This is a genomic window from Halomonas sp. ANAO-440 (assembly GCF_019915905.1).
GTDB classification, from domain to species: Bacteria; Pseudomonadota; Gammaproteobacteria; order Pseudomonadales; family Halomonadaceae; genus Halomonas; species Halomonas chromatireducens.
The window spans coordinates 1-22,684 of sequence record NZ_JAHXBV010000028.1 but is presented as its reverse complement, the minus strand read 5'-3'; the positions used below and the strand labels follow the sequence as shown (position 1 = coordinate 22,684).

General features: G+C 62.3%; 20 protein-coding genes. 14 read left to right on the top strand and 6 right to left on the bottom strand.

Annotation, left to right across the window (positions count from 1 at the left end; genetic code table 11):
* Positions 1-60: 60 nt before the first annotated feature.
* Positions 61-606, bottom strand: a complete 546-nt coding sequence (locus tag KZO25_RS16560; protein ID WP_223137826.1) for a DUF4124 domain-containing protein — start codon at positions 604-606, stop codon at positions 61-63.
* A gap of 191 nt (positions 607-797) precedes the next feature.
* The gene (glnA, locus tag KZO25_RS16555; RefSeq protein WP_223137825.1) at positions 798-2,204 is read right to left on the bottom strand and encodes a glutamate--ammonia ligase; all 1,407 of its coding nucleotides are present in this window, start codon (positions 2,202-2,204) and stop codon (positions 798-800) included.
* Between the two features lie 576 nt (positions 2,205-2,780).
* Here glnA and KZO25_RS16550 point away from each other — a divergent pair.
* The 4 genes from KZO25_RS16550 to KZO25_RS16535 all read left to right on the top strand — a co-directional run bounded on the left by KZO25_RS16550 (position 2,781) and on the right by KZO25_RS16535 (position 7,032).
* Entirely contained in the window at positions 2,781-3,239 is a 459-nt protein-coding gene (locus tag KZO25_RS16550) for a hypothetical protein (RefSeq protein WP_066443374.1), read from the top strand.
* 1 nt (position 3,240) lies between these two features.
* Positions 3,241-4,764 (top strand): tripartite tricarboxylate transporter permease, encoded by a 1,524-nt coding sequence (locus tag KZO25_RS16545; RefSeq protein WP_223137824.1) that lies wholly within the window; start codon positions 3,241-3,243, stop codon positions 4,762-4,764.
* A 168-nt stretch (positions 4,765-4,932) separates the two neighbouring features.
* Positions 4,933-5,904, top strand: coding sequence for a Bug family tripartite tricarboxylate transporter substrate binding protein (locus tag KZO25_RS16540; RefSeq protein WP_223137823.1), 972 nt, complete (start codon positions 4,933-4,935; stop codon positions 5,902-5,904).
* Between the two features lie 156 nt (positions 5,905-6,060).
* On the top strand, positions 6,061-7,032 hold the full coding sequence (locus KZO25_RS16535) for a tripartite tricarboxylate transporter substrate binding protein (RefSeq protein WP_066444784.1): 972 nt from the start codon (positions 6,061-6,063) through the stop codon (positions 7,030-7,032).
* A 69-nt stretch (positions 7,033-7,101) separates the two neighbouring features.
* Here the strand turns inward: KZO25_RS16535 and KZO25_RS16530 are convergent, their stop codons facing one another.
* On the bottom strand, positions 7,102-7,641 hold the full coding sequence (locus KZO25_RS16530; RefSeq protein WP_223137822.1) for a hypothetical protein: 540 nt from the start codon (positions 7,639-7,641) through the stop codon (positions 7,102-7,104).
* Between the two features lie 367 nt (positions 7,642-8,008).
* Between KZO25_RS16530 and typA the strand changes: the two genes are divergently transcribed.
* The 9 genes from typA (at position 8,009) to KZO25_RS16485 (ending at position 18,647) form a co-directional block, all read left to right on the top strand.
* Positions 8,009-9,856, top strand: a complete 1,848-nt coding sequence (gene typA, locus KZO25_RS16525; protein ID WP_223137821.1) for a translational GTPase TypA — start codon at positions 8,009-8,011, stop codon at positions 9,854-9,856.
* 268 nt (positions 9,857-10,124) lie between these two features.
* Positions 10,125-11,099: a transferrin-binding protein-like solute binding protein gene (locus KZO25_RS16520; RefSeq protein ID WP_223137820.1), complete on the top strand. Its 975-nt coding sequence runs from the start codon at positions 10,125-10,127 to the stop codon at positions 11,097-11,099.
* An 80-nt stretch (positions 11,100-11,179) separates the two neighbouring features.
* Complete coding sequence (locus KZO25_RS16515) at positions 11,180-12,499, top strand: porin family protein (protein ID WP_223137819.1); 1,320 nt, start codon at positions 11,180-11,182, stop codon at positions 12,497-12,499.
* A 114-nt stretch (positions 12,500-12,613) separates the two neighbouring features.
* Complete coding sequence (locus KZO25_RS16510; protein WP_066443369.1) at positions 12,614-12,940, top strand: hypothetical protein; 327 nt, start codon at positions 12,614-12,616, stop codon at positions 12,938-12,940.
* Between the two features lie 175 nt (positions 12,941-13,115).
* A complete protein-coding gene (locus tag KZO25_RS16505) occupies positions 13,116-14,561 on the top strand; it encodes a sodium-dependent transporter (protein ID WP_066443367.1) in 1,446 nt (481 codons plus the stop codon).
* 138 nt (positions 14,562-14,699) lie between these two features.
* Positions 14,700-15,470 (top strand): ABC transporter ATP-binding protein, encoded by a 771-nt coding sequence (locus KZO25_RS16500; RefSeq protein WP_066443365.1) that lies wholly within the window; start codon positions 14,700-14,702, stop codon positions 15,468-15,470.
* A gap of 135 nt (positions 15,471-15,605) precedes the next feature.
* Positions 15,606-16,310, top strand: coding sequence for an ABC transporter ATP-binding protein (locus KZO25_RS16495; RefSeq protein ID WP_066443363.1), 705 nt, complete (start codon positions 15,606-15,608; stop codon positions 16,308-16,310).
* A gap of 25 nt (positions 16,311-16,335) precedes the next feature.
* Positions 16,336-17,340 (top strand): branched-chain amino acid ABC transporter permease, encoded by a 1,005-nt coding sequence (locus KZO25_RS16490; RefSeq protein ID WP_066443361.1) that lies wholly within the window; start codon positions 16,336-16,338, stop codon positions 17,338-17,340.
* Complete coding sequence (locus KZO25_RS16485; RefSeq protein ID WP_223137818.1) at positions 17,340-18,647, top strand: branched-chain amino acid ABC transporter permease; 1,308 nt, start codon at positions 17,340-17,342, stop codon at positions 18,645-18,647. The genes KZO25_RS16490 and KZO25_RS16485 overlap by 1 nt, the downstream gene beginning before the upstream one ends.
* A 71-nt stretch (positions 18,648-18,718) precedes the next feature.
* Here the strand turns inward: KZO25_RS16485 and KZO25_RS16480 are convergent, their stop codons facing one another.
* Complete coding sequence (locus KZO25_RS16480) at positions 18,719-19,924, bottom strand: ABC transporter substrate-binding protein (RefSeq protein WP_066443356.1); 1,206 nt, start codon at positions 19,922-19,924, stop codon at positions 18,719-18,721.
* Between the two features lie 319 nt (positions 19,925-20,243).
* Between KZO25_RS16480 and KZO25_RS16475 the strand changes: the two genes are divergently transcribed.
* Complete coding sequence (locus KZO25_RS16475; protein ID WP_223137817.1) at positions 20,244-21,308, top strand: C45 family autoproteolytic acyltransferase/hydolase; 1,065 nt, start codon at positions 20,244-20,246, stop codon at positions 21,306-21,308.
* A gap of 21 nt (positions 21,309-21,329) precedes the next feature.
* On the opposite strand, the gene KZO25_RS16470 is transcribed toward KZO25_RS16475, so the two are convergent.
* Both KZO25_RS16470 and KZO25_RS16465 read right to left on the bottom strand, forming a co-directional pair.
* On the bottom strand, positions 21,330-21,587 hold the full coding sequence (locus tag KZO25_RS16470; protein WP_223137816.1) for a hypothetical protein: 258 nt from the start codon (positions 21,585-21,587) through the stop codon (positions 21,330-21,332).
* 202 nt (positions 21,588-21,789) lie between these two features.
* Complete coding sequence (locus KZO25_RS16465; protein WP_066443344.1) at positions 21,790-22,380, bottom strand: DUF4202 domain-containing protein; 591 nt, start codon at positions 22,378-22,380, stop codon at positions 21,790-21,792.
* Positions 22,381-22,684: the final 304 nt, after the last annotated feature.

Sequence of the window (22,684 nt, the reverse complement as noted above, 5' to 3'; positions counted from 1 at the left end):
TCGCTCACCCTTGGGGCACGGGTGGGTGAAAGGAGGGCGAACCGGGGAACCGAGCCCGCCTCAACCGGCAGGAGATCGCCGAACATGGAGCGTCACCGGCTGGGTGCGATGGCGAATCTCACCGACCCCATCCAGCAGCTCAGCCTGGATCACGTACTGGCCACGATCGAGATCGGTGAGCATGAAGACAGCGGTGTGCATCGCGGTCTGGCTCACCCTGCCGTTCACCAGCAACCGGGCCTGATGGTCGGGCCGCAGCTCAGGCTCGATGGTAAGCTCCACCTGCACGTTGCCTGCATGGCTGGCGGCCAGCTCAGCGCCATTCGCTGGCGAAGCGATACGAAAGACATCGTAGGGCATGAAGGGCTGGCCCGGGGATGCGCTGGCACGCGGCGCAACGCCCTCCACCCGCGGCGGCTCTGCACTTCCGGGTAGCTCCCGGGAGGGCACCACCGTGAGCGGCGCGAGCTCCACCGGCTCGCCACCTCCGCCCGGACTGTCGGTGAAGATCACGTTGCCCTGGGAGTCGACGGTGCGATAGATAGTTGTCGCCAGGGCAGAGGAGGCGACCAGCAGCCCAATGATTACCAAAAGCGCCTTCTTCATGAGGATCGGTCTCCTTCGTCAGCGCCCCGTATCGGTTGGACGTCACGGTCGGCTGCCTGTCGTATCAAGCCATGGAGTCCAGTGTACGACAAAAAGGGGCTCCGCCTAGATGAACGGAGCCCCTTTGATTGTCAGACACCGAAGCGTCCGAGCGCCCGATCCGCCTTGCCGGACCGGGCGCGCAGCATGCCTCAGCAGCTGTAGTACATGTCGAATTCGACCGGATGCGTACTCATGCGGATACGCTCCACGTCTTCCATCTTGAGCTCGATATAGGCATCGATCATGTCATCCGTGAAGACGCCACCCTCGGTGAGGAAGGCACGATCGGCATCCAGCGCCTCCAGGGCCTGATCCAGGCTACTGGCCACGGTCGGAACCTTCTTGCCCTCTTCCGGCGGCAGGTCGTACAGGTTCTTGTCCATGGCATCGCCGGGGTGGATCTTGTTCTTGATACCGTCGATACCCGCCATCAGCATCGCCGCGAAGCACAGGTAAGGGTTGGCGGTCGGATCCGGGAAACGGCACTCGACGCGCTTGCCCTTGGGGCTGGCGGTGTAAGGAATGCGAATGGAAGCGGAGCGGTTGCGAGCACTGTAGGCCAGCATGACCGGCGCCTCGAAGCCAGGAACCAGACGCTTGTAGGAGTTGGTCGAGGCATTGGTGAAGGCGTTCAGGGCACGGGCGTGCTTGATGATACCGCCGATGTAGTAAAGCGCCATTTCAGACAGTCCGGCGTACTGGTCACCGGCGAACTGGTTGACGCCATCCTTCCAGAAGGACTGATGCACGTGCATGCCTGAACCGTTGTCACCAACCAGCGGCTTGGGCATGAAGGTCGCAGTCTTGCCATAGGCGTGAGCCACGTTATGCACGACGTACTTCATCTCCTGAAGCTCGTCGGCCTTCTTCACCAGGGTGTTGAACTTGACGCCGATCTCGTTCTGGCCGGCGTTGGCCACCTCGTGGTGATGCACTTCGACGGTCTGGCCGATGGCCTCCAGGGTGTTGCACATGGCGCCGCGAATATCGTGGAAGCTGTCCACCGGCGGCACCGGGAAGTAGCCTCCCTTGACCCGCGGACGGTGGGCCAGGTTGCCACCCTCGACCTGACGGTCGGTGGACCAGGCGCCCTCTTCAGAGGAGATCTTGAACATCGCCCCTTCGATATCGGTCTTCCAGTGCACCTCATCGAAGATGAAGAATTCCGGCTCCGGGCCGAAGAAGGCGGTGTCGCCCAGGCCGCTGGACTGCAGGTAGGCTTCCGCCCGCTTGGCGATTGAGCGCGGGTCGCGCTCGTAGCCCTGCATGGTGGCGGGCTCGATGATGTCGCAGCGCAGCACGATGGTGGCGTCTTCGGTGAACGGATCGAGGAAGGCGGTACCGTCTTCCGGGCGCAGGATCATGTCCGACTCGTTGATGCCCTTCCAGCCGGAGATGGAGGAGCCATCGAACATCTGCCCGTTCTCGAAAAATTCGTCGTCCACGTCACGCGCGGGGATGGTGACGTGCTGCTCCTTGCCTTTGGTGTCGGTGAAGCGCAGGTCAACCCACTTCACGTCGTTTTCTTCGATCAGGGCGAGAGTCTTGGCAGACATAATGTCCTCCATTTGAGCGAGTTTGGCTCGATTCGTTGGCTGATGGTCCACTGGCACTGGCATCGACCCAGCGCATGTTGTAGCACGCTGTGAGCTTGGTGCCCACGATCACCATGCGCAGGCATGGGAGCTGGCCAACCTAATGCAGGCAGCGTGCCAACACTGCACCATCACAACCCATAATTTTTTTATCCATATGTTTTAAAATGTTTTTTTGATTCTTGCGAATACCCTTCCTTGCACCAGAAACGCTACCCGAGCCATATGGCAGGAAGGAGAAGGATGTTTTTGCACCACAATTGACCATGATCAGCGCCTTCTGCACCGCATTGATGCACTATTTTCACCCAACCCCTGCTGTATAGTGGCTGTATGGTCAAGAACCATCCGCCCCATTAACGTTTAATTTCCGTCGCAGCCAGTGTTTGAGGGGGTGCCCCGCAGCAGATAGTGTCGTCGGCTAGCCATTTTGTCAGCAAAACAATACGTGGAAGGCAGTGAATTCAAGCAAACTTTCTGTTCAAGACATTTGCTGCCCGCCTCGAACCGTCACCCACACCACAAGACCTACACCACATGACCGATATGCCACGCAAGAATTTCTGGTCTGGAATCGGTGTTGCCGCCATCGCGGTGCTGCTCCTCGCCTGGGTCATTCCCACCTACGGCGGCCGCGGCTTCGCCATCGGCATGCCGCCCAAGGCGCTGGCCACCCTCGGCGCCTGGCTGATGCTCGGCTGCGCCGGCCTGCTGACCCTGGTCAGCGCCATAGCGCTCAAGCGCGCCGGAAAGCCCTTCTTCTCCATTCCGCCGGCCGGCCACCTCTGGCATCAGGTATGGCCGTTCCTGTATGTGCTGGGCTTCATCGTGCTGATCGATCGCTTCCCGTTGACCTGGGTCGCACCGCTGCTGATCGGCGGCCTGCTGCTGCTGCTCGGTGAACGACGCTGGTATGTGGTGGTGCTCACCGCCACGATCCCGGCGGCCGGCCTCTATGGCCTGACCGCCCATCTGATGCGCATTGGAGTGGTGTGACATGATCGGTTTCGACGCCATTCTCGCCTCCTTCGCGGCGGCCCTGCACTACGAATCCATCGCCATCATCCTTGGCGGCGTGCTGCTCGGCTATATTGTCGGTGTCATTCCCGGCCTCAACCGGGCCGTGGCCATCGCCATCGCCATTCCGCTGACCTTCTACATGTCGGCCTATGCCGCCATCGCCTTCCTGATCGGCCTGTCCAAGGGCACCGCCGCCGGCAGTGCCGTCTCGGCCATCCTGCTCAATACGCCCGGCGAGCCCTCATCGGCGGCCACCTGCCTCGATGGTTATCCCATGGCCCGCGACGGCAAGCCGCGCAAGGCACTCAAGGTAGGCCTGCTGGCCTCGGTAATCGGCGATCTGCTGGCCACCCTGCTGTTGATTGCGGTGGCCATTCCGTTCGCGTCGGTGGCGCTGAAGTTCGGCCCCTACGAGCTGGCCGCCATCCTGATCTTTGCGCTGGTCTTCATTGCCGCCATGGCCGGGGGGTCGTTCCTCAAGGGACTGGCGGCCGGCGGCATGGGGATCATTCTCGGCACCGTAGGACTCGACCCGGAAACCGGGGCGGCGCGCTTGACCTTCGGCTACGCCGAGCTGATGGAGGGCGTGCCGATCCTGCCGCTGGTGATCGGGACCCTGGCACTCGCCGAGATGTTCGTGCAGCTCGACGAGTATCGCCGCAACAAGGGCGCCAGCGTGATCAAGCTGAGCGACGACAAGGCGGACGATCTCTCCTACCGAGAGTTCAAGGGCACCCTGCCGACCATCCTGAAGAGTACCGGGGTGGGGGCCTTCGTCGGGGCGCTGCCGGGCCTGGGGCCGTCGGTAGGGGCCTTCATGGCCTATGGCCTGGCCAAGCGCAGCGCCAAGGATCCCGACAGCTTCGGCAAGGGCAACCCCAATGGCATCGCCGCCGCCGAGGCGTCGGACAACGCAGTGATCCCGGCCAGCTATATCCCCCTGTTCGGCCTGGGCATCCCCGGGAGCGTCTCGGCCGCCCTGCTGGTGGGTGCCTTCATGATCCACGGCATCCAGGTGGGGCCGCTGATGTTGCGCGACCACCCGGAAATGCTCTTCACGCTGTTCTCGGGGATGATCGTGGCGAGCCTGTTGATGCTGGCAGTGGGCTGGTATGGCCTGCGTATCTTCGCCCGGGTCACCAGCGTGCCGCCGCATATCGTCATTGCGGTGGTGATCTTCCTCTGCCTGGCCGGCATCCAGGTGCAGGGCTATGGCACCTTCGGCCTGGTTACGGTATTCGTCTTCGCGATCTTCGGCTACTTCCTGAAAAAGTTCGATTACTCCTTCGTCACCTTCCTGGTGGCCTTCATCGTCACGCCCATGCTGGAGATGAACCTGCGCCAGTCGGTGATCCTTTCGGGCGGTGAGATCGGCATCTTGCTCGATCGGCCCATCGCCCTGGCCTTCATCGTCTTCACGGTGCTGATGGTGCTGCACCTTGGCTGGAGCAGCTATCGCCGTCGGATGAAGGCGCGCTACAAGGCCAGGACAGATAGTTGAGTCGGCCGTACTGCAACCGCGCAAGGCAGTGAAGCAGGACACGCAGCAAAACAACGACGCAAGACACGAAGCAAAACAACGAAGCAAAACAACGAAGCAAAACAACGAAGCAAAACAACGAAGCAAAACAACGAAGCAAAACAACGAAGCAATAAAGAGGGTTACACCATGAAAATGAAGCTACTCACGACCGCCATCCTCTCTTCCGCCATGGCGCTCGGCATGGCCGGCACGGCCCAGGCCGACGAGTTTCCCACCAAGCCGTTGACCCTTGTCGTCGGCTTCGGCGCCGGTGGCAGTACCGATATCCAGGCCCGCGTGCTGGCCAACGTGCTGGAAGACGAACTCGGCCAGCCGGTCAACGTAGTCAACCAGCCGGGGGCCGGTGGCGGCGTGGCACTGGCGCGCCTGGCCAACAATACCGACGAGGGCTACACCTTCGTCTTCGGCACCTCCATGACCATCACCTTCGGCCCGCTCTCCACCGAGACCACCTATCAGTTGGATGACTTCCGCTACGTGGCCGGCGTGACCCTGGGCCAGTCGGCCATGGTCACCGGTGAGGACCGTGAGTTCGGCGATACCTGGGAAGGCCTGATCGAATATGCCCGCGAGAACCCGGGCACCAGCTATGCCACCCAGACCGCACTGGATCGCATGATCATCGAGTACATCGCCCGTCAGGAAGGCCTCGACCTGCGAATCGTACCCACCGCCGGCGGGGCCGGCATGGCGCCGCTCATCCTCTCCGGCGACGTGGATTTCGGCTACAGCGGGGGCACCCACTCCGGCTATGCCGACAGCGGCGAGATGCCGGTGCTGCTGAGCCTGGCCGAAGATCGCCTGGTTGCCTTCCCCGACGCCCCGACCCTGCAGGAAGCCGGCTACGACATCAACGCCGCCGAGATCCGCGTGGTGATGGTGCCCAAGGACGTACCGGACGCCCACGTGGCGCGACTCGCCGAGGCACTGGAAGCGGCAACCCAGGACGAGCGCTTCATCGAGATCACCGAGGAGCGCATCCTGATGCCGGTGACCTACATTCCCGAGGATGAGGTCACCCAGACTCTCGCCGATCAGGTCGAGGGCTACAAGGCCCTGCTGGAAGAACTCGGCGGCCTGCCCGAAGACGAGGAGTAATCGCTCAGGCGCCAATCTGTCCACAAAACCTGCCCGCCGCTCCGGCAACCCGGGAACGGCGGCAAAGGCGAGCTGAAACCGGCCTGAACGGCCCACCGCTCGCGCCACTTTGGCCTTGCTATCCGCAAGGCCATCAAGAAACGAAGAGGTCCAACAATGAAAATGAAGCTTCTGAGCACTGCCATTCTGTCCGCCAGCATGGCCTTTGGCACCATCGGCCTGGCACAGGCCGACGAATTTCCAACCAAGCCGCTGACCCTCGTCGTCGGTTTCGGTGCCGGCGGCAGCACCGATATCCAGGCCCGCGTGCTGGCCAACGTGCTGGAAGAGGAGCTCGGCCAGCCGGTCAACGTTGTCAACCAGCCTGGCGCCGGTGGCGCCGTCTCGCTGACCCGGCTGATGAACAACCAGGATGAGGGCCATACCTTCGTCTACGCCGGGACCAACGGTACGCTCACCTTTGCACCGCATGCCCACGACACCGATTTCACGCTGGATGACTTCCGCTATGTCGCCAGCATCACCACCGTGCAGCACGCCATTGTCACCGGCGAAAACCGTCCCTTCGGCGAAAGCTGGGAAGACCTGATCGAGTACGCCCGCGAGAATCCGGGCACCAGCTATGCTACCCAGCACGCCCTGGATCGGCTGGTCATCGAATACATCATGGAGCAGGAAGGCATCGACCTGCGCATCATTCCCACCTCCGGTGGCGCCGGCATGGCCCCGCTGATCCTGTCGGGTGATGTCGACTTCGGCTACAGCGGCGGCACCCACTCCGGCTACGCCGACAGCGGCGAGATGCCGGTGCTGCTGAGCATGGACTCCGAACGCCTGTTCGCCTTCCCGGACGCCCCGACCATTCAGGAAGCCGGCTACGACCTGGATACCTCCGACTTCCGCGTGGTGGTGGTGCCGAAGAATACCCCGGACGCCCATGTAGAACGCCTTGCCGAGGCGCTTGAAGCGGCGACCCAGGACGAGCGTTTCATCGAGATCACCGAAGAGCGCATCCTGATGCCGGTCCACTTCATGGGTGAAGAAGAGGCCACGGAGATGCTGCATGCCCAGTCGGAAAGCTATCGCCAACTGCTGGAAGACATGGGCGGTGTCCCCGACGACGAGTAACGCCATACGCAAGATGCACCGATTCAGCGCCCGCCTCTCGGCGGGCGCTGTCCTATGCGCAGGCCGGCCTCAGGCACCCCCGATCGATATGCGAGCCTGGCAGGCCCGCAGCCGCTCGATCAGCTCGGGTATCGCATCGTACTCCAGCTCGGGATCGAACCCTCCGATACGCTCGAACCAGCGGCGAGTCACACAGATGGTGTCGGTGGGCGAGGCACGATACAACCAGTTCAGTAAGCGTAAAAGTACGCTCCTGTTCCGTACCCCCAAGAGCGCGGCATCCCACCCCTGTTGGCCAATGTCGCTGAGCTGGTTGTCCAGCCATGCAGGAAAGCCATGCAGCGCCCCGCCGGGGAAGAGCAGAAGTTCGCCCTGGCTGGCCGCCACGGCACCGTTGAGCCGCTCACCCAGCGGGCAGCGTGGACAGGGCAACAGGGTGACGCCGAAGCGGCTGGCCAGCCCGGGCAACCGCCGGTCACCGGTATCGTCGACCACCAGCAGCTCATGCCTGCCTTCACCGTATCGTGGATCGCGCTTCAGCTCGCCGAGATGTCGTGGCAGCTGGGCGCCGAAGGAGCGGGCATCGAAGAGAATACTGCTCGCATACATGCGGCCGACTCCTGTACGGCAAGCGAAGGGGACAGGCTTGTAGGATAGGGGTGCGTTAAATGTCATATAACGTATCATTGAGTGTAGAAAGGAAGCGAAAAGTATCCAGACTGGTTTTCATCGCACCCCCCTGCCAGTTCAATCCGCCATGAAACAACAGGATGGGCAGCGTCGCGTCAGTCCTAAGGCGGCCATAGCCCCAACTGGAAGCCGAGGCGTCTCTACCACAACGGCACGATGGCTGAGGTTCTGCTATTCCCCTTCCGTCCTAGTCTGTACAATGCGCCTCCACTCTCCCTACCCCCGCGCCTAGGGTACTTTCTTGTTATGTGTACATAGGTGCGTAGATGATGACGAGCCACAACCTATGAGCACAGCTGTTCCCTCTCAGATCGAGAGCCTTCGCAATATCGCCATTATTGCCCACGTCGACCATGGCAAGACCACCCTGGTCGACAAGCTCCTCAGCCAGTCCGGCACGCTGGACCGCAAGGCCGAGGGGCAAGAGCGCATCATGGATTCCAACGACCAGGAAAAGGAACGCGGTATCACCATCCTGGCCAAGAACACCGCGATTCGCTGGCAGGCCCCCGGTGCCGAGCAGGTCTACCACATCAACATCGTCGACACCCCGGGACACGCCGATTTCGGCGGCGAGGTCGAGCGCGTCATGTCCATGGTCGATTCGGTGCTGCTGCTGGTGGACGCCGTCGACGGCCCCATGCCCCAGACCCGCTTCGTGACCCAGAAGGCCTTCGCCCAGGGCCTGAGGCCGATCGTGGTGGTCAACAAGATCGACCGCCCCGGCGCTCGCCCGGACTGGGTCATCGACCAGATTTTCGACCTGTTCGACAACCTTGGCGCCAGCGATGAGCAGCTCGACTTCCCGATCATCTACTGCTCGGCGCTCAACGGCATCGCCGGACTGGATCCGGAAGAGCTGGCCGACGACATGACGCCAATGCTTCAGTCCATCGTCGACATCGTCGAGCCGCCCAAGGTCGAGCTCGACGGACCGTTCCAGATGCAGATCTCGGCGCTCGACTACAACAGCTATGTGGGCGTCATCGGCCTTGGCCGCATCAAGCGCGGCAGCGTGCGTCCCAACCAGCAGATCACCGTGATCAGCACCGACGGCACCACCCGCAAGGGCAAGATCGGCCAGGTGATGACCCACATGGGCCTGGAGCGCGTGCAGACCGAGCAGGCCGATGCCGGCGATATCGTCTGCATCACCGGTATCGACAACCTGTCGATCTCCGACACCCTGTGCGATCCGGCCGCCGTCGAGGCCCTGCCGCCGCTGTCGGTGGACGAGCCCACGGTCTCCATGACCTTCCAGGTCAACGATTCGCCCTTCGCCGGCCGCGACGGCAAGTACGTCACCAGCCGCAACATCAAGGAGCGTCTCGAGCAGGAGCTGATCCACAACGTGGCGCTACGCGTCGAGCCGGGCGAGACCCCGGAGAAGTTCAAGGTGTCCGGCCGCGGCGAGCTGCACCTCTCGGTGCTGATCGAGACCATGCGCCGCGAAGGCTTCGAGCTGGCGGTGGGCCGCCCCGAGGTGATCATCAGGGAGATCGACGGCGTCAAGCAGGAGCCGTACGAAGAAGTGATCATCGACTGCGAAGAGCAGCATCAGGGCGCCATCATGGAGGAGCTCGGCTACCGCAAGGGCGAGCTGACCAACATGAACCCCGACGGCAAGGGCCGTGTTCGCCTGGACTTCATGATCCCGGCCCGTGGGCTGATCGGCTTTCGCGGCCAGTTCCTGACCCTGACCTCGGGCACCGGCATCCTCACCAGCCGCTTCGACCACTACGGCCCGCTGAAGCCCGACGCCTCCATCGAGCGGCGCAACGGCGTGCTGGTCTCCATGGTCGACGGCAAGGCCCTGGCTTATGCCCTCTATGCCTTGCAGGAGCGCGGCAAGCTGATCATCGACCACGCCACCGAGGTCTACGAGGGCATGCTGGTCGGCATCAACAACCGCGCCAGCGACATGGTGGTCAACCCCACCAAGGGCAAGAAGCTGGACAACATGCGCTCCACGGGCAACGACGAGAACATCGTCCTGACCCCGCCGGTGAAATTCTCGCTGGAGCAGGCCATCGAGTTCCTCGACTCCGATGAGCTGGTCGAGATCACGCCCAACCATATCCGCCTGCGCAAGAAATTCCTCAAGGAAAACGAGCGCAAGCGCGCCAAGAAGTAAGACAGCCGCCACGCCTTACGACGCCCGCCCCGGCCCGCCGCGGCGGGCGTCTTCGTGTGCAACCCACCGCCACATGACGACCTCGATCCAGCCCAAGCATCTACTATTACTTAAATACACACAACGTTGCTCTCCGCTACATACTTTCCTATAGTTGATGAGAAAACTCATACTTTAGGTATAAGTTTTCTGATCCAACCCATTGATTAAAATGACTTATCAACTTTATTGATACCATACCCCCTTGTCTGGGAAATGAGGAAAAACAATGAATAAAGCAACCCAAACGTTTGAGCTGTGTGTAGCTGGTCTCGCGGTAGTGGTCTTGGCAGGGTGCTCTAGCTCGGGGAGTTCTCCTAGTGGGCCGACAAGTACCAGTTCGGGCAGCTCCGGCGACGCCACGCAAAGCAGTGACCTGATTCAACGGGAAGGGGACAATGGCTATATCTATCCATCGCTCGAGGAGGCCTACACCGGTAGCGAAACTGTTGAGTTTGCGCTTCCCAGTGCTAGGACCGCCATCGACCCAGGCACTGGTGAAGCGGTTGCTTTCGACTTGCCAGATGACAGCGACACTCGGATTTTTCTAGTTGGCGATGGTGAGCAGGTCATCTTGAGCCGCGATGGGGAAGAGATCGTTTTTACTCAGGATCCAGATGATGATGGTATTTTCTTTGGCCCTGGAGAGAGCTTGCTTGAAGCCGTAGCGGGCAACATTGAGCAGTCTCAGCTTATCCCAGGCGATCTGAGCTACTCTCAGTTCGGCTTTTGGACTGATGGAGAGAGTGAGCTCAGCAATTTCTATTTTGGTTTCATGACACAAGCTGATGATATGCCAACGGGAGCAGCAAGCTACAGCGGTGGGATACAGGGCTTTGGCATTGATTCGTCTGGCGAATTTTATGATGTTATTGGGTCCGTCAGCATAGATGCCGATTTCACTTCGAATGCTCTAATCGGTGAATTTACCAATGTAGGCAGCGGCGACGGCTTCGAGGAAGCCTTCGCCAATCGCGGCAACTGGAACGATGTAAGTTTCAGCGCCGACATCAACGGCAACCAGTTCAGTGGCACCACCGCGGTGACCAGTGCTGGTTCAGCTGATAACGCCATGGGGCTGGAAGCCAGCGGGGCCGTCCAAGGTAATTTCTTCGGCCCACAGGCAGCTGAGGCAGCCGGAATCTGGAGCCTTCAAGATGGCGGCAACATGGTACAAGGCTCATTCGGCACAGTGAAGCAATAAACCCTACTTCCAAGCTGCATCCAACCAGGCCTGCCTATCAAGGCAGGCCTGTGTTTTTTTGCCCGTCCCGAAAGGAGGCCATGGTGCCACAGCTCTCTCTGCTCAAGGTCTTGGCCATCGCCACAACGCTGGCCTTTGGCCTGAAAACCGCCCCCCTGCATGCAGACCCACAACGATCTCCACCAGCAGCTGCCGCCATGGCTGCTCAGCTGATGGAACAAGGCCAAATGGAGGCTGCCGGTCGCCTTCTGACTACCGCTCGCCAACGATTGCCGAACGACAACGATATCGCTTTCATGCTTGGTATGCTGGCCATGGCCGAGCAGGATTATGACGGAGCTACCAATTACTTCCGAGAAATTATCATACGCGACCCCCAAGCTGTTCGGGTTCGCCTCGAGCTGGGTCGTGCGCTATTCGAGAGCGGCAACTATCGGGATGCCGGACGCCAATTTCGCTTCGCGCGCAGCGGCGATCTACCAGCCCAGGTCAACGCCAACATCGATCGCTACCTCGTCGCCATCCGCGAGCGCCAGACATTTGCCTGGGACGTATCAGTGGCTCTGGCACCAGACACCAACGTCAATTCAGCCCCGAGCGTTGAGGAAATCAGTATCTTCGGCCTGCCTTTCCAGCTATCCGAAGACGCCAAACGCCATACAGGAGTGGGGCTGCTGCTTAACACCAGTGCGGAATGGTCGCCGCACATCGCCGAGCGCACCCGGCTACGCCTGGGTGGGAGCCTCTACCGAACGGACTACAGCGGCGGCGACTTCGACGACATGTTAGCCAGCGCCTACCTGGGACCCAACTTCCGACGCAATAATACTGAGCTAAGCACGCTTCTGACCGGCTTTCATCGCTGGTATGCCAACGAATCTTACAACCAAGGCACCGGCATTCGCCAGGAATTGACCCACTACCTGTCTTCCCGAACACAACTTCACACCTCACTGGAGCACCAATGGGTACGTCACGAGAAAGCCAGCAACCTTGACGGCACTCGTACCAGTTGGCTGGGCACCTGGCAGTTCGCTCTATCGCCTTCCAGTGGCGTCATGGGGCTGCTGGGAATATCCAGAGAGTCTACTAAGCTCGATGTTCTCAGCAACACTGTTTACCGCGGCGGCTTAGGGTATTACCGGGAGCTCTTTGGGGGGCTGACGGCATTGATCCAGCCCGAGTACCTTCAAGCCCGCTACGACGATGTAACGCCAGCCTTCGGCGTTGAGCGTCGCGACGACCTGTGGCGCACAAGATTGAGGCTCACGAATCGGCGCTGGGTCTATCGAGGCTTCTCTCCTGAACTCACCTTGATACACTCATCAAGGCGCAGCAATATCGAGCTCTATGAATATGACCGCAACCAGGTTCAGTTGGGACTGACCAAGCTATACTGAGCCCTTTGCACCGTTGTGATCCGCTTTTGCTGTGCGGGCGTCGTCGTTGTCGGTATCGAGAGCTTCTATGCTGGTAACCTGTCAGCCCCAACTACAGCCCAGAAGGAGACCCCCATGCACAGACACGTGGAATGGGACGACCCCGGTGCCGCCAGCGTCATGCGCCACTACGAAAAGAACCCCATCGGTTACTCCGACCCCGGGCCGGGCGACATCCTCTCGGCCCGCTATCAGGGGCTGGTAGTGCGTATCCGGGTCGACGCCTATGTCGACGGTACCAGCATCGGCGAGGTGGTGGCACTGATCAACCCCGCCAGCGGCGAACGGCGTAAGCTGGCCGGCAAGCTGGCCCAGGGCGATATCGTGCGGCTACCGGATGCCAGCCGAGCCTTCGAGCCCACCGGGGGCGACGAGGATGAAGGTGACGAGGACCACACATGAACGCTGGCCCCCGTCATCAGCCGCCCCCAACGCAACCTTAACGCTTTGCCACTGGCCAAGGCGCCGGTTTCTGTCGCAAAGTGTACGCGCCGCCAGGCTCCCACCTACCGGTGCGATGACCGACGGCAACCCATAGACGGCCCACAAGGCCTTGACCCGATCCTGCGGAACCACAATGAGCACGCATAACGTCTGGACACACAAGGGCACCTTCCTGCTTGCCGCAGTCGGCTCGGCAGTAGGGCTCGGCAATCTATGGCGCTTCCCCTACCTTACCGGCGAAAACGGGGGCGGTGCTTTCATCCTCGTTTATGCACTGACCATTTTCGCCGTTGGCATTCCTATCCTGATCGGCGAGACCATGCTCGGCAGGGCCAGCCGACGCAGCCCCATCATGGGCATGCGTCACCTGACCAGAACGCACAATACCTCCCGCGCCTGGGAGTCCATCGGCTGGCTGGGGGCGGCCTCGGCCTTCCTGATACTGAGCTTCTATTCGGTCATCGCCGGCTGGGCGATCCACTATACCGGGCTGATGCTCACCGGCAGCCTGGCCGGCGCCGACGCCGCCACCATCGGAGCGAGCTTCGACAGCCTGCTGGCCGCCCCGGCACTGCTCACCCTCTACCATACCCTGTTCATCATCGCCTCGGGGCTGATCGTCGGCCTGGGTATCCACAAGGGGCTCGAGAACAGCCTGCGCATCCTGATGCCCTCGCTGTTCGTCATCCTGCTGGTGGTACTTGGCTACGGCATCGCCAATGGCGACTTCGGTGCAGCACTCGGCTTCCTGTTCACCTTCGATATCGGCGCCTTGAGCCTCGAAGGCTGGCTACAGGCGATGGGCCAGTCGTTCTTCACCTTGAGCCTCGGCATGGGGGCGATCATGGCCTATGGCGCCTACATGTCCAGCGAGGTCTCGCTGACCCGTACCGCCTTCGCCATAGCCTTCGTCGATACCGCCGTGGCCATGATCGCAGGCCTTGCCATCTTCTCGCTGGTGTTCGGCGCCGGCCTCGATGCCGCCGCCGGACCCGGCCTGATGTTCGTGTCCCTGCCGCTGGCCTTCGCCGAGATGCCCTTCGGCGCCCTGGTGGGCGGGGTCTTCTTCATCCTGGTGCTGGGTGCGGCCATCAGCTCCTCGATCTCGCTGATCGAGCCGGTGGCCGCCTTCCTGGTGGAACGCTTCGACCTGACCCGCCCCCAGGCTGTCTTCGGCATGGTGACGGCAAGCTGGGCCATGGGTCTGCTGACGGTGGTGAGTTTCAACATCTGGGCCGAAGGCACTATCTTCCATGCCCTGTTCGGCCGCAACGCCTTCGACTTCATCGAACTGCTGACCAATATCTTCATGCCGCTGGGCGGGCTGCTGATCGCGCTGTTCGCCGGCTGGGCGCTGACCCACTCCGAGGTCATGAAGGAGATGCGTACCAGCGAGACCTGGTTCACCATCTGGCGCTTCCTGGTGCGCTTCGTGGCACCGGCAGCGGTGGCCTTCGTCTTCCTGCGGAGCATTCCGCAAATCGAGGGTTACCTGATACCCACCGTGGGTGCGCTGGTGATCGTCGGCGCCTTTGCTGCCGGCCGTACCTTCCTGGTGGACAACAGCCAGGAGCTGTAACGCAGGCAGCCGCCGCCCAGGTGCGGCGGCCTCACAATCCAGAGTGTCACCGCGAAAAGGTGCCGTCGGGCACTGCGGGGCGCCATAACAAGACTCCGGGAGCCATCGGACTCCGGAAAGACACTGGGCGGAACCAACATGCCAGCCATTATCGACGTAAGACACGTCAACAAGGCCTTTGGAGGCCTGAAGGTCATCAACGACTGCTCCATCCAGGTGGAGGCAGGCTCCATCACCGGACTGATCGGCCCCAACGGCGCCGGCAAGTCCACCCTGTTCAATATCATTGCCGGCGCCCTGCCGCTGGACAGTGGCCAGGTCATGCTCGACGGCGAGGACATCACCAATCGTCCCGCCAACGAGCTGTTCCACAAGGGGCTGCTGCGCACCTTCCAGATCGCCCATGAGTTCTCCCAGATGACCGCGCTGGAGAACCTGATGATGGTGCCACCGAAGCAGGCAGGCGAGAGCCTCTTCAGCGCCTGGCTGAAACCGGGCATGGTACGCAGCCAGGAGAACGAGGTACGCCGCCGCGCCCTGGAAGTGATCGACTTCGTCGGCCTGCACCACGTGCGCAACGAGCTGGCCGGCAACCTCTCCGGCGGCCAGAAGAAGCTTCTCGAGCTTGGCCGCACCATGATGACCGACGCCCGTGTGGTGCTGCTCGATGAGATCGCCGCCGGGGTAAACCGCACCCTGCTGGGCGATCTGGTCAGCAACATCGAGCGGCTCAACCGCGAGATGGGCTACACCTTCCTGGTCATCGAGCATGACATGGACATGATCGCCCGGCTGTGCGATCCGGTGATCGTGCTGGCCCAGGGCAGCGTCATGGTCGAAGGCACGATCCAGGAAATCCAGAACAACCCGCAGGTGATCGAGGCCTACTTTGGATCCAACGTAGCCTGAGGGGTTCCAACGTGGCCTGAGGGTTTCCAACGTCGCCTGAGAGGCGTCGCGGCGCCTGAGCCACGGTCGACCCGCTTGGTTTACAAGAATCTGGGTTGCAAGAAGAACAGTTACGACTAGCGCAGAGAATCCAAGATGCCACTACTCGAAGCACGCGACGTGCATGGCGGCTACGGCGGCATGAACATCCTCAACGGGGTGAACATGACCATCGAAGCCGACGAGATCGGTGTAATCGTCGGCCCCAACGGCGCCGGCAAATCGACCATGCTCAAGGCCATATTCGGCCTGCTCACCGTCAACCAGGGCGAGATCCTGCTGCGCGGCGAGCCGATCCATAACCTGCCGCCCAACAAGCTGGTCCAGAAGGGCATGGGATTCATTCCCCAGGAGAAGAATGTCTTCCCTAGTCTCACGGTGAAGGAAAACCTGGAGATGGGGGCCTTCCTGAAGCCGAATAACGTCAAGCGCATGCTCGACAAGGTCTATGGCTTCTTCCCGCCTCTTCACGAGAAACGCCACCAGCCCGCGGGCGAACTCTCCGGCGGCCAGCGCCAGATGGTGGCCATGGGCCGGGCGCTGATGGCAGAACCCGACGTCCTGCTGCTCGACGAACCCACCGCCGGCCTCTCCCCGCTCTACATGAACGAAATCTTCGAGCGGGTGAAGGAGATCAACGCCGCAGGCGTCGGCATTCTGATGGTGGAGCAGAACGCCAAGCAGGCGCTTGCCATCGCCGACAAGGGTTTCGTTCTGGCCGCCGGCCAGAACCGTTTCACCGATACCGGCGCAGCGCTGCTGGCCGACCCGGATGTCGCCAAGAGCTTCCTCGGCGGCTAGAAGCCAGTACCTGGAGAACAATGACGTGAATGAACTGGTTTTCTTCATCAACAACGTGGTGATCGCCGGCAGCGTGACCGGCTCGATCTACGCCATCGGGGCCATCGGCGTGACGCTGGTGTTCAGCATCATGCGCTTCGCCCACTTCGCCCACGCCGACATGATGACCTTCGGTGCCTTCATGGTGCTGCTGCTGACCATGGCCTTCCCGGGGGCCGGCGCCGTGGTCGGCCTGCCCACCGCGGTGGTCATGCTGCCGCTGGCCATGGCGCTCACCGCACTGCTGGCCGTAGGCATCGACAAGGCGTTCTACAAGCCGCTGCGTGCCCACGGTGTCAAGCCCATCGTGCTGGTCATCGGCTCGCTGGGCGTGACCCTGATGCTGCAGGGGCTGATCCGCCTGTTCGCCGGCACCAGCGCCCAGAGCCTCTATATCGCCGAGCGCAAGGAGATCTACCGGCTGGAGCTGCCCTTCGAACTGGCGACGCGGCCGATCATCGTCACCGAGCCGCAGATCATCCTCTTTATCCTCACCATCGCCTCAGTCGTGGGACTGCACATATTCCTCAACCGCTCACGGCTGGGCAAGGCCATGCGAGCCATGTCCGACAACCCGGACCTGGCCCGGGCATCGGGGATCAACACCAACACCATCGTCGCAGTCACCTGGGTGATCGCCGGGGGCCTGGCGGCCATAGCCGGCACCCTGCTGTCGCTGGACGTGACCTTCAAGCCCGACCTCAGCTTCTTCCTGCTGCTGCCGATCTTCGCCGCAGCCATCGTCGGCGGCGTGGGGCACCCCTACGGGGCCATCGCCGGCGGCTTCGTGGTCGGCTTCGCCGAGACCCTGGCCGTGTTCAACTGGTCGGTCATGCTGCGCCCCATCGCCCACCTTTTCCCCGAATGGATCGAGATTCCCCGCAACCTCGCCTTCGTCGGCACCGAATACAAGATCGTGGTGCCCTTCTTCATCCTGGTGGCCATTCTGGTATGGCGCCCCACCGGCATCTTCAAGGGTAAGGTGATCTGATGAACAACCCCACTCCCACCCCTACCGAGACGACACCACAGAGCCGCTTTCCGGTTCGCGAAGTCGTTCTGTTCGGCGCCCTGCTGGTGGCGGTACTGGGCGTCTACATGGCCATGGGCACCGCCTACAGCACCCGCATGCTGGTGGAGGCCGCCTGCTACGCCATTCTGGCCCTGGGCCTCACCATCCAGTGGGGCTACGCGGGCCAGTTCAATGCCGGCGTCATGGGCTTCGTCGCCATCGGCGGCTTCAGCGCCATGTTCTTCAGCGTGCCGGTCAACGATGCCTTCTGGGGCACCGAGCTTCCCGGTGAGCTGGGCCGCGTGCTGCTCTACGCAGTGGCCTCGATTGTGCTGGTGGTCGGTGCCACCCGGCTCGATCGCCTCGGCGTGCCGAAGAAGCTGCGCACGGTGATCGCCGTGATCCTGGGGGTAGTCCTCTATCTGGTCGTCATCAGCATGCTGCGCGCGGTCACCAGCGAGATCCAGTCCCGTGCCGGCTTCGTCGGCGGGCTGGGCCTGCCGGCCTGGACCGGCTGGATTGTCGGCGGCGCCCTGGCCGGCGGCATCGGCTATTACATCGGACGTATCTGCCTGGGCCTGCGCAGCGACTACCTGGCCATCGCCACCCTGGGCATTGCCGAAATCATCAAGGCCTTCCTCAAGAACTCCGACTGGCTGACCCGTGGCACCGCCACCGTTTCCCCGCTGCCCTGGCCCACACCGGGACCCAGCGAGCTGGGCTTCACGCTGGCCCGAGCAGTCTACCTGTCGGTGACGGCGGCGATGATCGCGGTGATCTTTTTCCTGCTGCACCGTGCCTACCATGCCCCCTGGGGCCGCATGATCCGCGCCATCCGCGACAATGAGGTCTCGGCTGCGGCCATGGGCAAGGACATCAACAAGCGTCGCCTGGAGATCTTCGTGCTGGGCTGCATCCTGATGGGTGTCGGCGGCGGCGCGCTGGCCTCGTTCAACAGCCTGTTCGACCCCCAGGGCTACCTGCCGCTCAACCACACCTTCCTGGTGCTGGTGATGGTGATCCTCGGCGGCCCCGGCAACAACCTGGGCACCATCTTCGGCGCCGTGGCGGTCTATATCATCTGGCTGATGTCCGAACCGCTGGCACTGTTCCTGATGAACCTGGCGGTGATGTTCGGCGAAGGCGTCTTCGGCTGGGATCCCCCCGGCAACCTCTCCAGCCGGGCACTTCAGGCACGGGTACTGGTGATCGGCCTGTTGATCACCCTGGTGCTGCGCTTCGCCCCGCAGGGGCTGTTGCCAGAGAAGGTCAAGCACCACGGATAGCAGTCACGGGTAGAAGTAAAAAGCCCCGGGGGAGAAATCCCCCGGGGCTTTTCGCTGTGCCTTGCTAGCGTTTAGAGGTCGACCTGCCCCTTGCTGACGAAGGCGCCGTCTTCCACCACCATCTCGACCACGACGCCGGGCACGTCACCTGTCTCGTCGAACTCGTGACGGCCGGAAGCACCCTCGTAGTTGATCTCGGTACCGGCGGCGATCAGCTCCACGGCCTTCTCCCACTCGCCGGGCAGGATCACTTCGCCGGGTTCGCTGGAAACGCTGCGCAGCGCCTCGGACAGCCCTTCACGCTCGGCGCTGCCGTTCTGCTCGATGGCCAGCGCCAGCAGGAAGGCGGCATCGTAGGCCTGGGCAGCGAAGACCGCGCTGGGGTCGAAGCCCGCTTCCTCGGCGGCCTGGTTGAACAGCTCGGTACCCGGCAGGTCCGGGCTGCCAGGGCGCGTGGCGATCATGCCCTCGAGGACATCGGCACCCACTGCCTCGATCAACGAGGAGCCCACCATGCCGTCGGCGCCGGCGTACTGGGTGAACATGCCGCTCTCGTAGGCCTGGCGCAGCACGGTCTGGCCGGAGCCATCGGCGTAGGCCAGCACCACCAGCGTCTCGGCACCGCTACCGGAGAGCGAACCCAGCTCGGAGCGGTAGTCGGCGCGCCCATCCTCGTGGGCCAGGTTCTCGGCGACGATACCGCCGCCGGCCTCGAAGGCCTCGACGAAGGCATCGGCCAGGCCGCGCCCGTAGTCGTTGTTGACGAAGGTCACCGCGACCTCATCGAAGCCCTTGTCGAGCATCAGCTTGGCCAGGATTTCGCCCTGGAAGGCATCGGACGGCACGGTACGGAATACCAGGTCGTTGTCGTCCAGCTCGGAGACCGCCGGTGCGGTGGAGGCCGGTGACACCATCACCACGCCGCCGGGAATACCGGCATTGTTGGCCGCCGCGATGGTTGCACCGGTACACAGCGCCCCCACGATGGCGGTGACCTCTTCTGTATTGACCATGCGGTCCGCCGCATTGGAGGCCGCCGACGCATCGCTGCAGGTGGTATCCGCACTGGGCATGACCAGTGTCTGACCACCCAGGATGCCCCCCTGCTCATTGATCTGCTGGACCGCCAACTGGGCACCATCGAAGATCGGCGGTGTCAGGCTCTCGATCGGCCCCGTGAAGCCACCAAGAAAACCGATTTTCACTTCCGCCTGCGCCGCACCGACGAATGCCAGGCTGGATGCTGCAACGGCCATCGCCAAAACGCGTTTTTTCATGGTTGTTCTTCTCACTCTGGTTGCTAAAAAAATGCACCCCCTAAATCTGGAAGGATTGGCGCCAAAACACAAGCCCCGCTGCCAACGTTAGCGGAACATAATTCAGCCCCAACTCGCTGATCAGAAGGGCGAATCATCCCCTGATCGGTGATGCACAATTCAACGCTGGCGACAGAACCTCTCCCAGCGTGCCTATACTGATGGGTCCGATGCCACCATCCGACAGGAGCCAAGCCATGCGGCCTGCAACCCCATCAACTCTGGCAACCGGCCGGCAATGCCAAGTCCACCTTTGGCGGAGCCTGTTCGAGGCCGTCTCATGACACTACCTACCCAACCCCTTTCCGTAACCCGGCTCGCCGGCAGTCGACATGACATCGGCACGGCTCATGGCCGCATTCATGCCCGGCTCATTCAGCACAGCCTGGGAGTCTACGCCCAGCTGTTCCACGACTTTGTCGGCATCCGCTGGGAAGAGGCCCGCCAGGAAGCCGAGCGCTTCCAGGCCATGATCGAGCGGGGGTTTCCCACCATCCTCGAGGAGATGGAGGGGATTGCCGACGGCGCCGGGGTAGACTTCGCCGACATCCTCACCCTAAACTGCCGCAGTGAGATCGCGCTGACCCGCGCCAGCGGTGGCTGCTCGGCCTTCTCGCTGCAGCGCCAGGGCCGCCAGTGGCTGGCCCAGAATTGGGACTGGCGCACTGACCAGTTGCACAACGTGGTGGTCCTGCGCATCGAAGGCATTGGCACCACGCCGCTGGTCAGCGTCGGCGAAGCGGGCATGGTGGGCAAAGTGGGCATGAACGCCAACGGCATCGGCGTATGCCTCAACGCCATCCGCTCGCAGACCTGCGGCGACGGGCTGCCGATCCACGTGGCGCTGCGCAAGATACTGGAAAGCCCCGACTGGGAGAGCGCCCTGGACGTGGCCCGTAACGACCGGGTCTGCTCACCGGCCCACTTCCTGCTCGCTGCCGGCGACGGACGGGCCATGGGGCTAGAGGTGCAGCCCGGCGAGCCCGGCCGGCTCACGCCACAGGACGGCATCGTCACCCACACCAACCACCTCTACGCCGCCGGCTGCCAGGTCCAGGACTTCCCCCGCATCGACTCGCAGCCCCGGCTGCAGCGGCTCGATACCCTGCTGCACGACGAACTGGCCAGTGACAGCGACGTGGACGAAGCCACCCTGTTCGACATCCTCAGCGACCACCACAATGCACCGCTGTCGATCTGTCGCCACTTCAACCCCGACCAGCCCCCCGACGAACGAATGGAAACCCTATTCGCCGTGGTCATGGAATTGAGCGAACGCCGCCTCACCCTGCGCCACGGCAAGCCGTGCGAAACCGCTGATAGCCTGACCCTCTCCCTGGCCTGAGCCAACCGCCAGAACGCGAATTCAGCGCCGCATGCGGGGAATGGCCACGTCATCCAGCTCACCCTTCAGGTACTGTTCCGTGGTACGCAGAAAACGGCGACGGAGCAGCTCCTGAATGGTCACTTCGTGACGCAGGGACCGCAGCGCCTCCTCCTCGTCGGAAACGGGCGAAGCCTGTCGCGGGGATTCCCGGCCCAGCCGCACCGCAACCGACGTGGCATCCATGATATGCAGGTTGGTGTTTATGCCCTTGAGCGGGGAAGGGATAGGGTACGGCATGGCAATCTCCGATTACTTATGCTAATGATAACCATTATCATTAACTACCGGAAATCTAGTTGCCCGCCAGCCCCCTGTCAATTCCCACAAAGAAAAATCATTCTCACCACCACCCACTTCAAGGGCGAGCCCGCCGACACCCTACCTCGACGCCGCGCAGACGCTCATACCGTAAAGCCACCGCTGAATGGCGCCGCCGCCTTCAGCCGGCAAGCGCCTCCTCCACCAGCCCTCTCGCCTCATCGCTCATTGGCAGCGCGAGCGCCAGCTCATGGGCCTTCGGCGACATCTTCTTCCAGGTCATCTGCACGATGCGAATCAGGTGATCGTGGTCGATCTGCTTGGAGAAATCACCGAAGTAGTTCTCCAGGAACACCAGGCACGCGCAGTCCTCCACCGCCTGGGTACCCGGGTCACGCCCCAACCCCTGCTTGCGGATCATCTGCGACACCCGCGCCGCCTCCTCCGGCGAATAACCGCACGCCTCCATCACCCGCGCCGTCGTCTCACCGGCCCGCTTGCCCTGGTCACGCCGCCAGGTCAGATACCCCACCCGGCCCTCCGGGTACTCGTTGCGCGGCACCTGCCAGCGCTGCATATGCTGCGAACGCACCGCCAGCTGCGTCAACTCATCCGCCCCCGGCACCACCCGCTCCAGCCAGGCGCTCATGCGCCCCGCATGCCAAAGCTCCATCGGCAGCGACTCCCCCTCAACCTCCACCCGGCGAGGATCCTCCGCATGCAAGGCATCGAGAGCCGCCATCGCCTGCTGAAAAGCGGTTTGATCGGTCATAACAAAACCCTCCCAAGCTATTGTCACACCAGCATACCGCAACCCAACGTCACACAAACGCCCCAACGACATAAGCAGCGCCAGCTCGCGACCAGACCAACCATGCCACAACATAAGAACAATACGTTGTTGGAGGTAGCTTTAGCTCGCGACCGCGGTGTTGCCAACCTTGGCGATGAACACCAACGCGGCACTCCCCACCGCCGCACCCCACGGCCATGACACGGCGCGTAAACGGAACGCCCCTGGCCGCCTTCCATCCACATAAGAAAAGAACGCTGTTGGAGGCAGCTTTAGCTCGCGA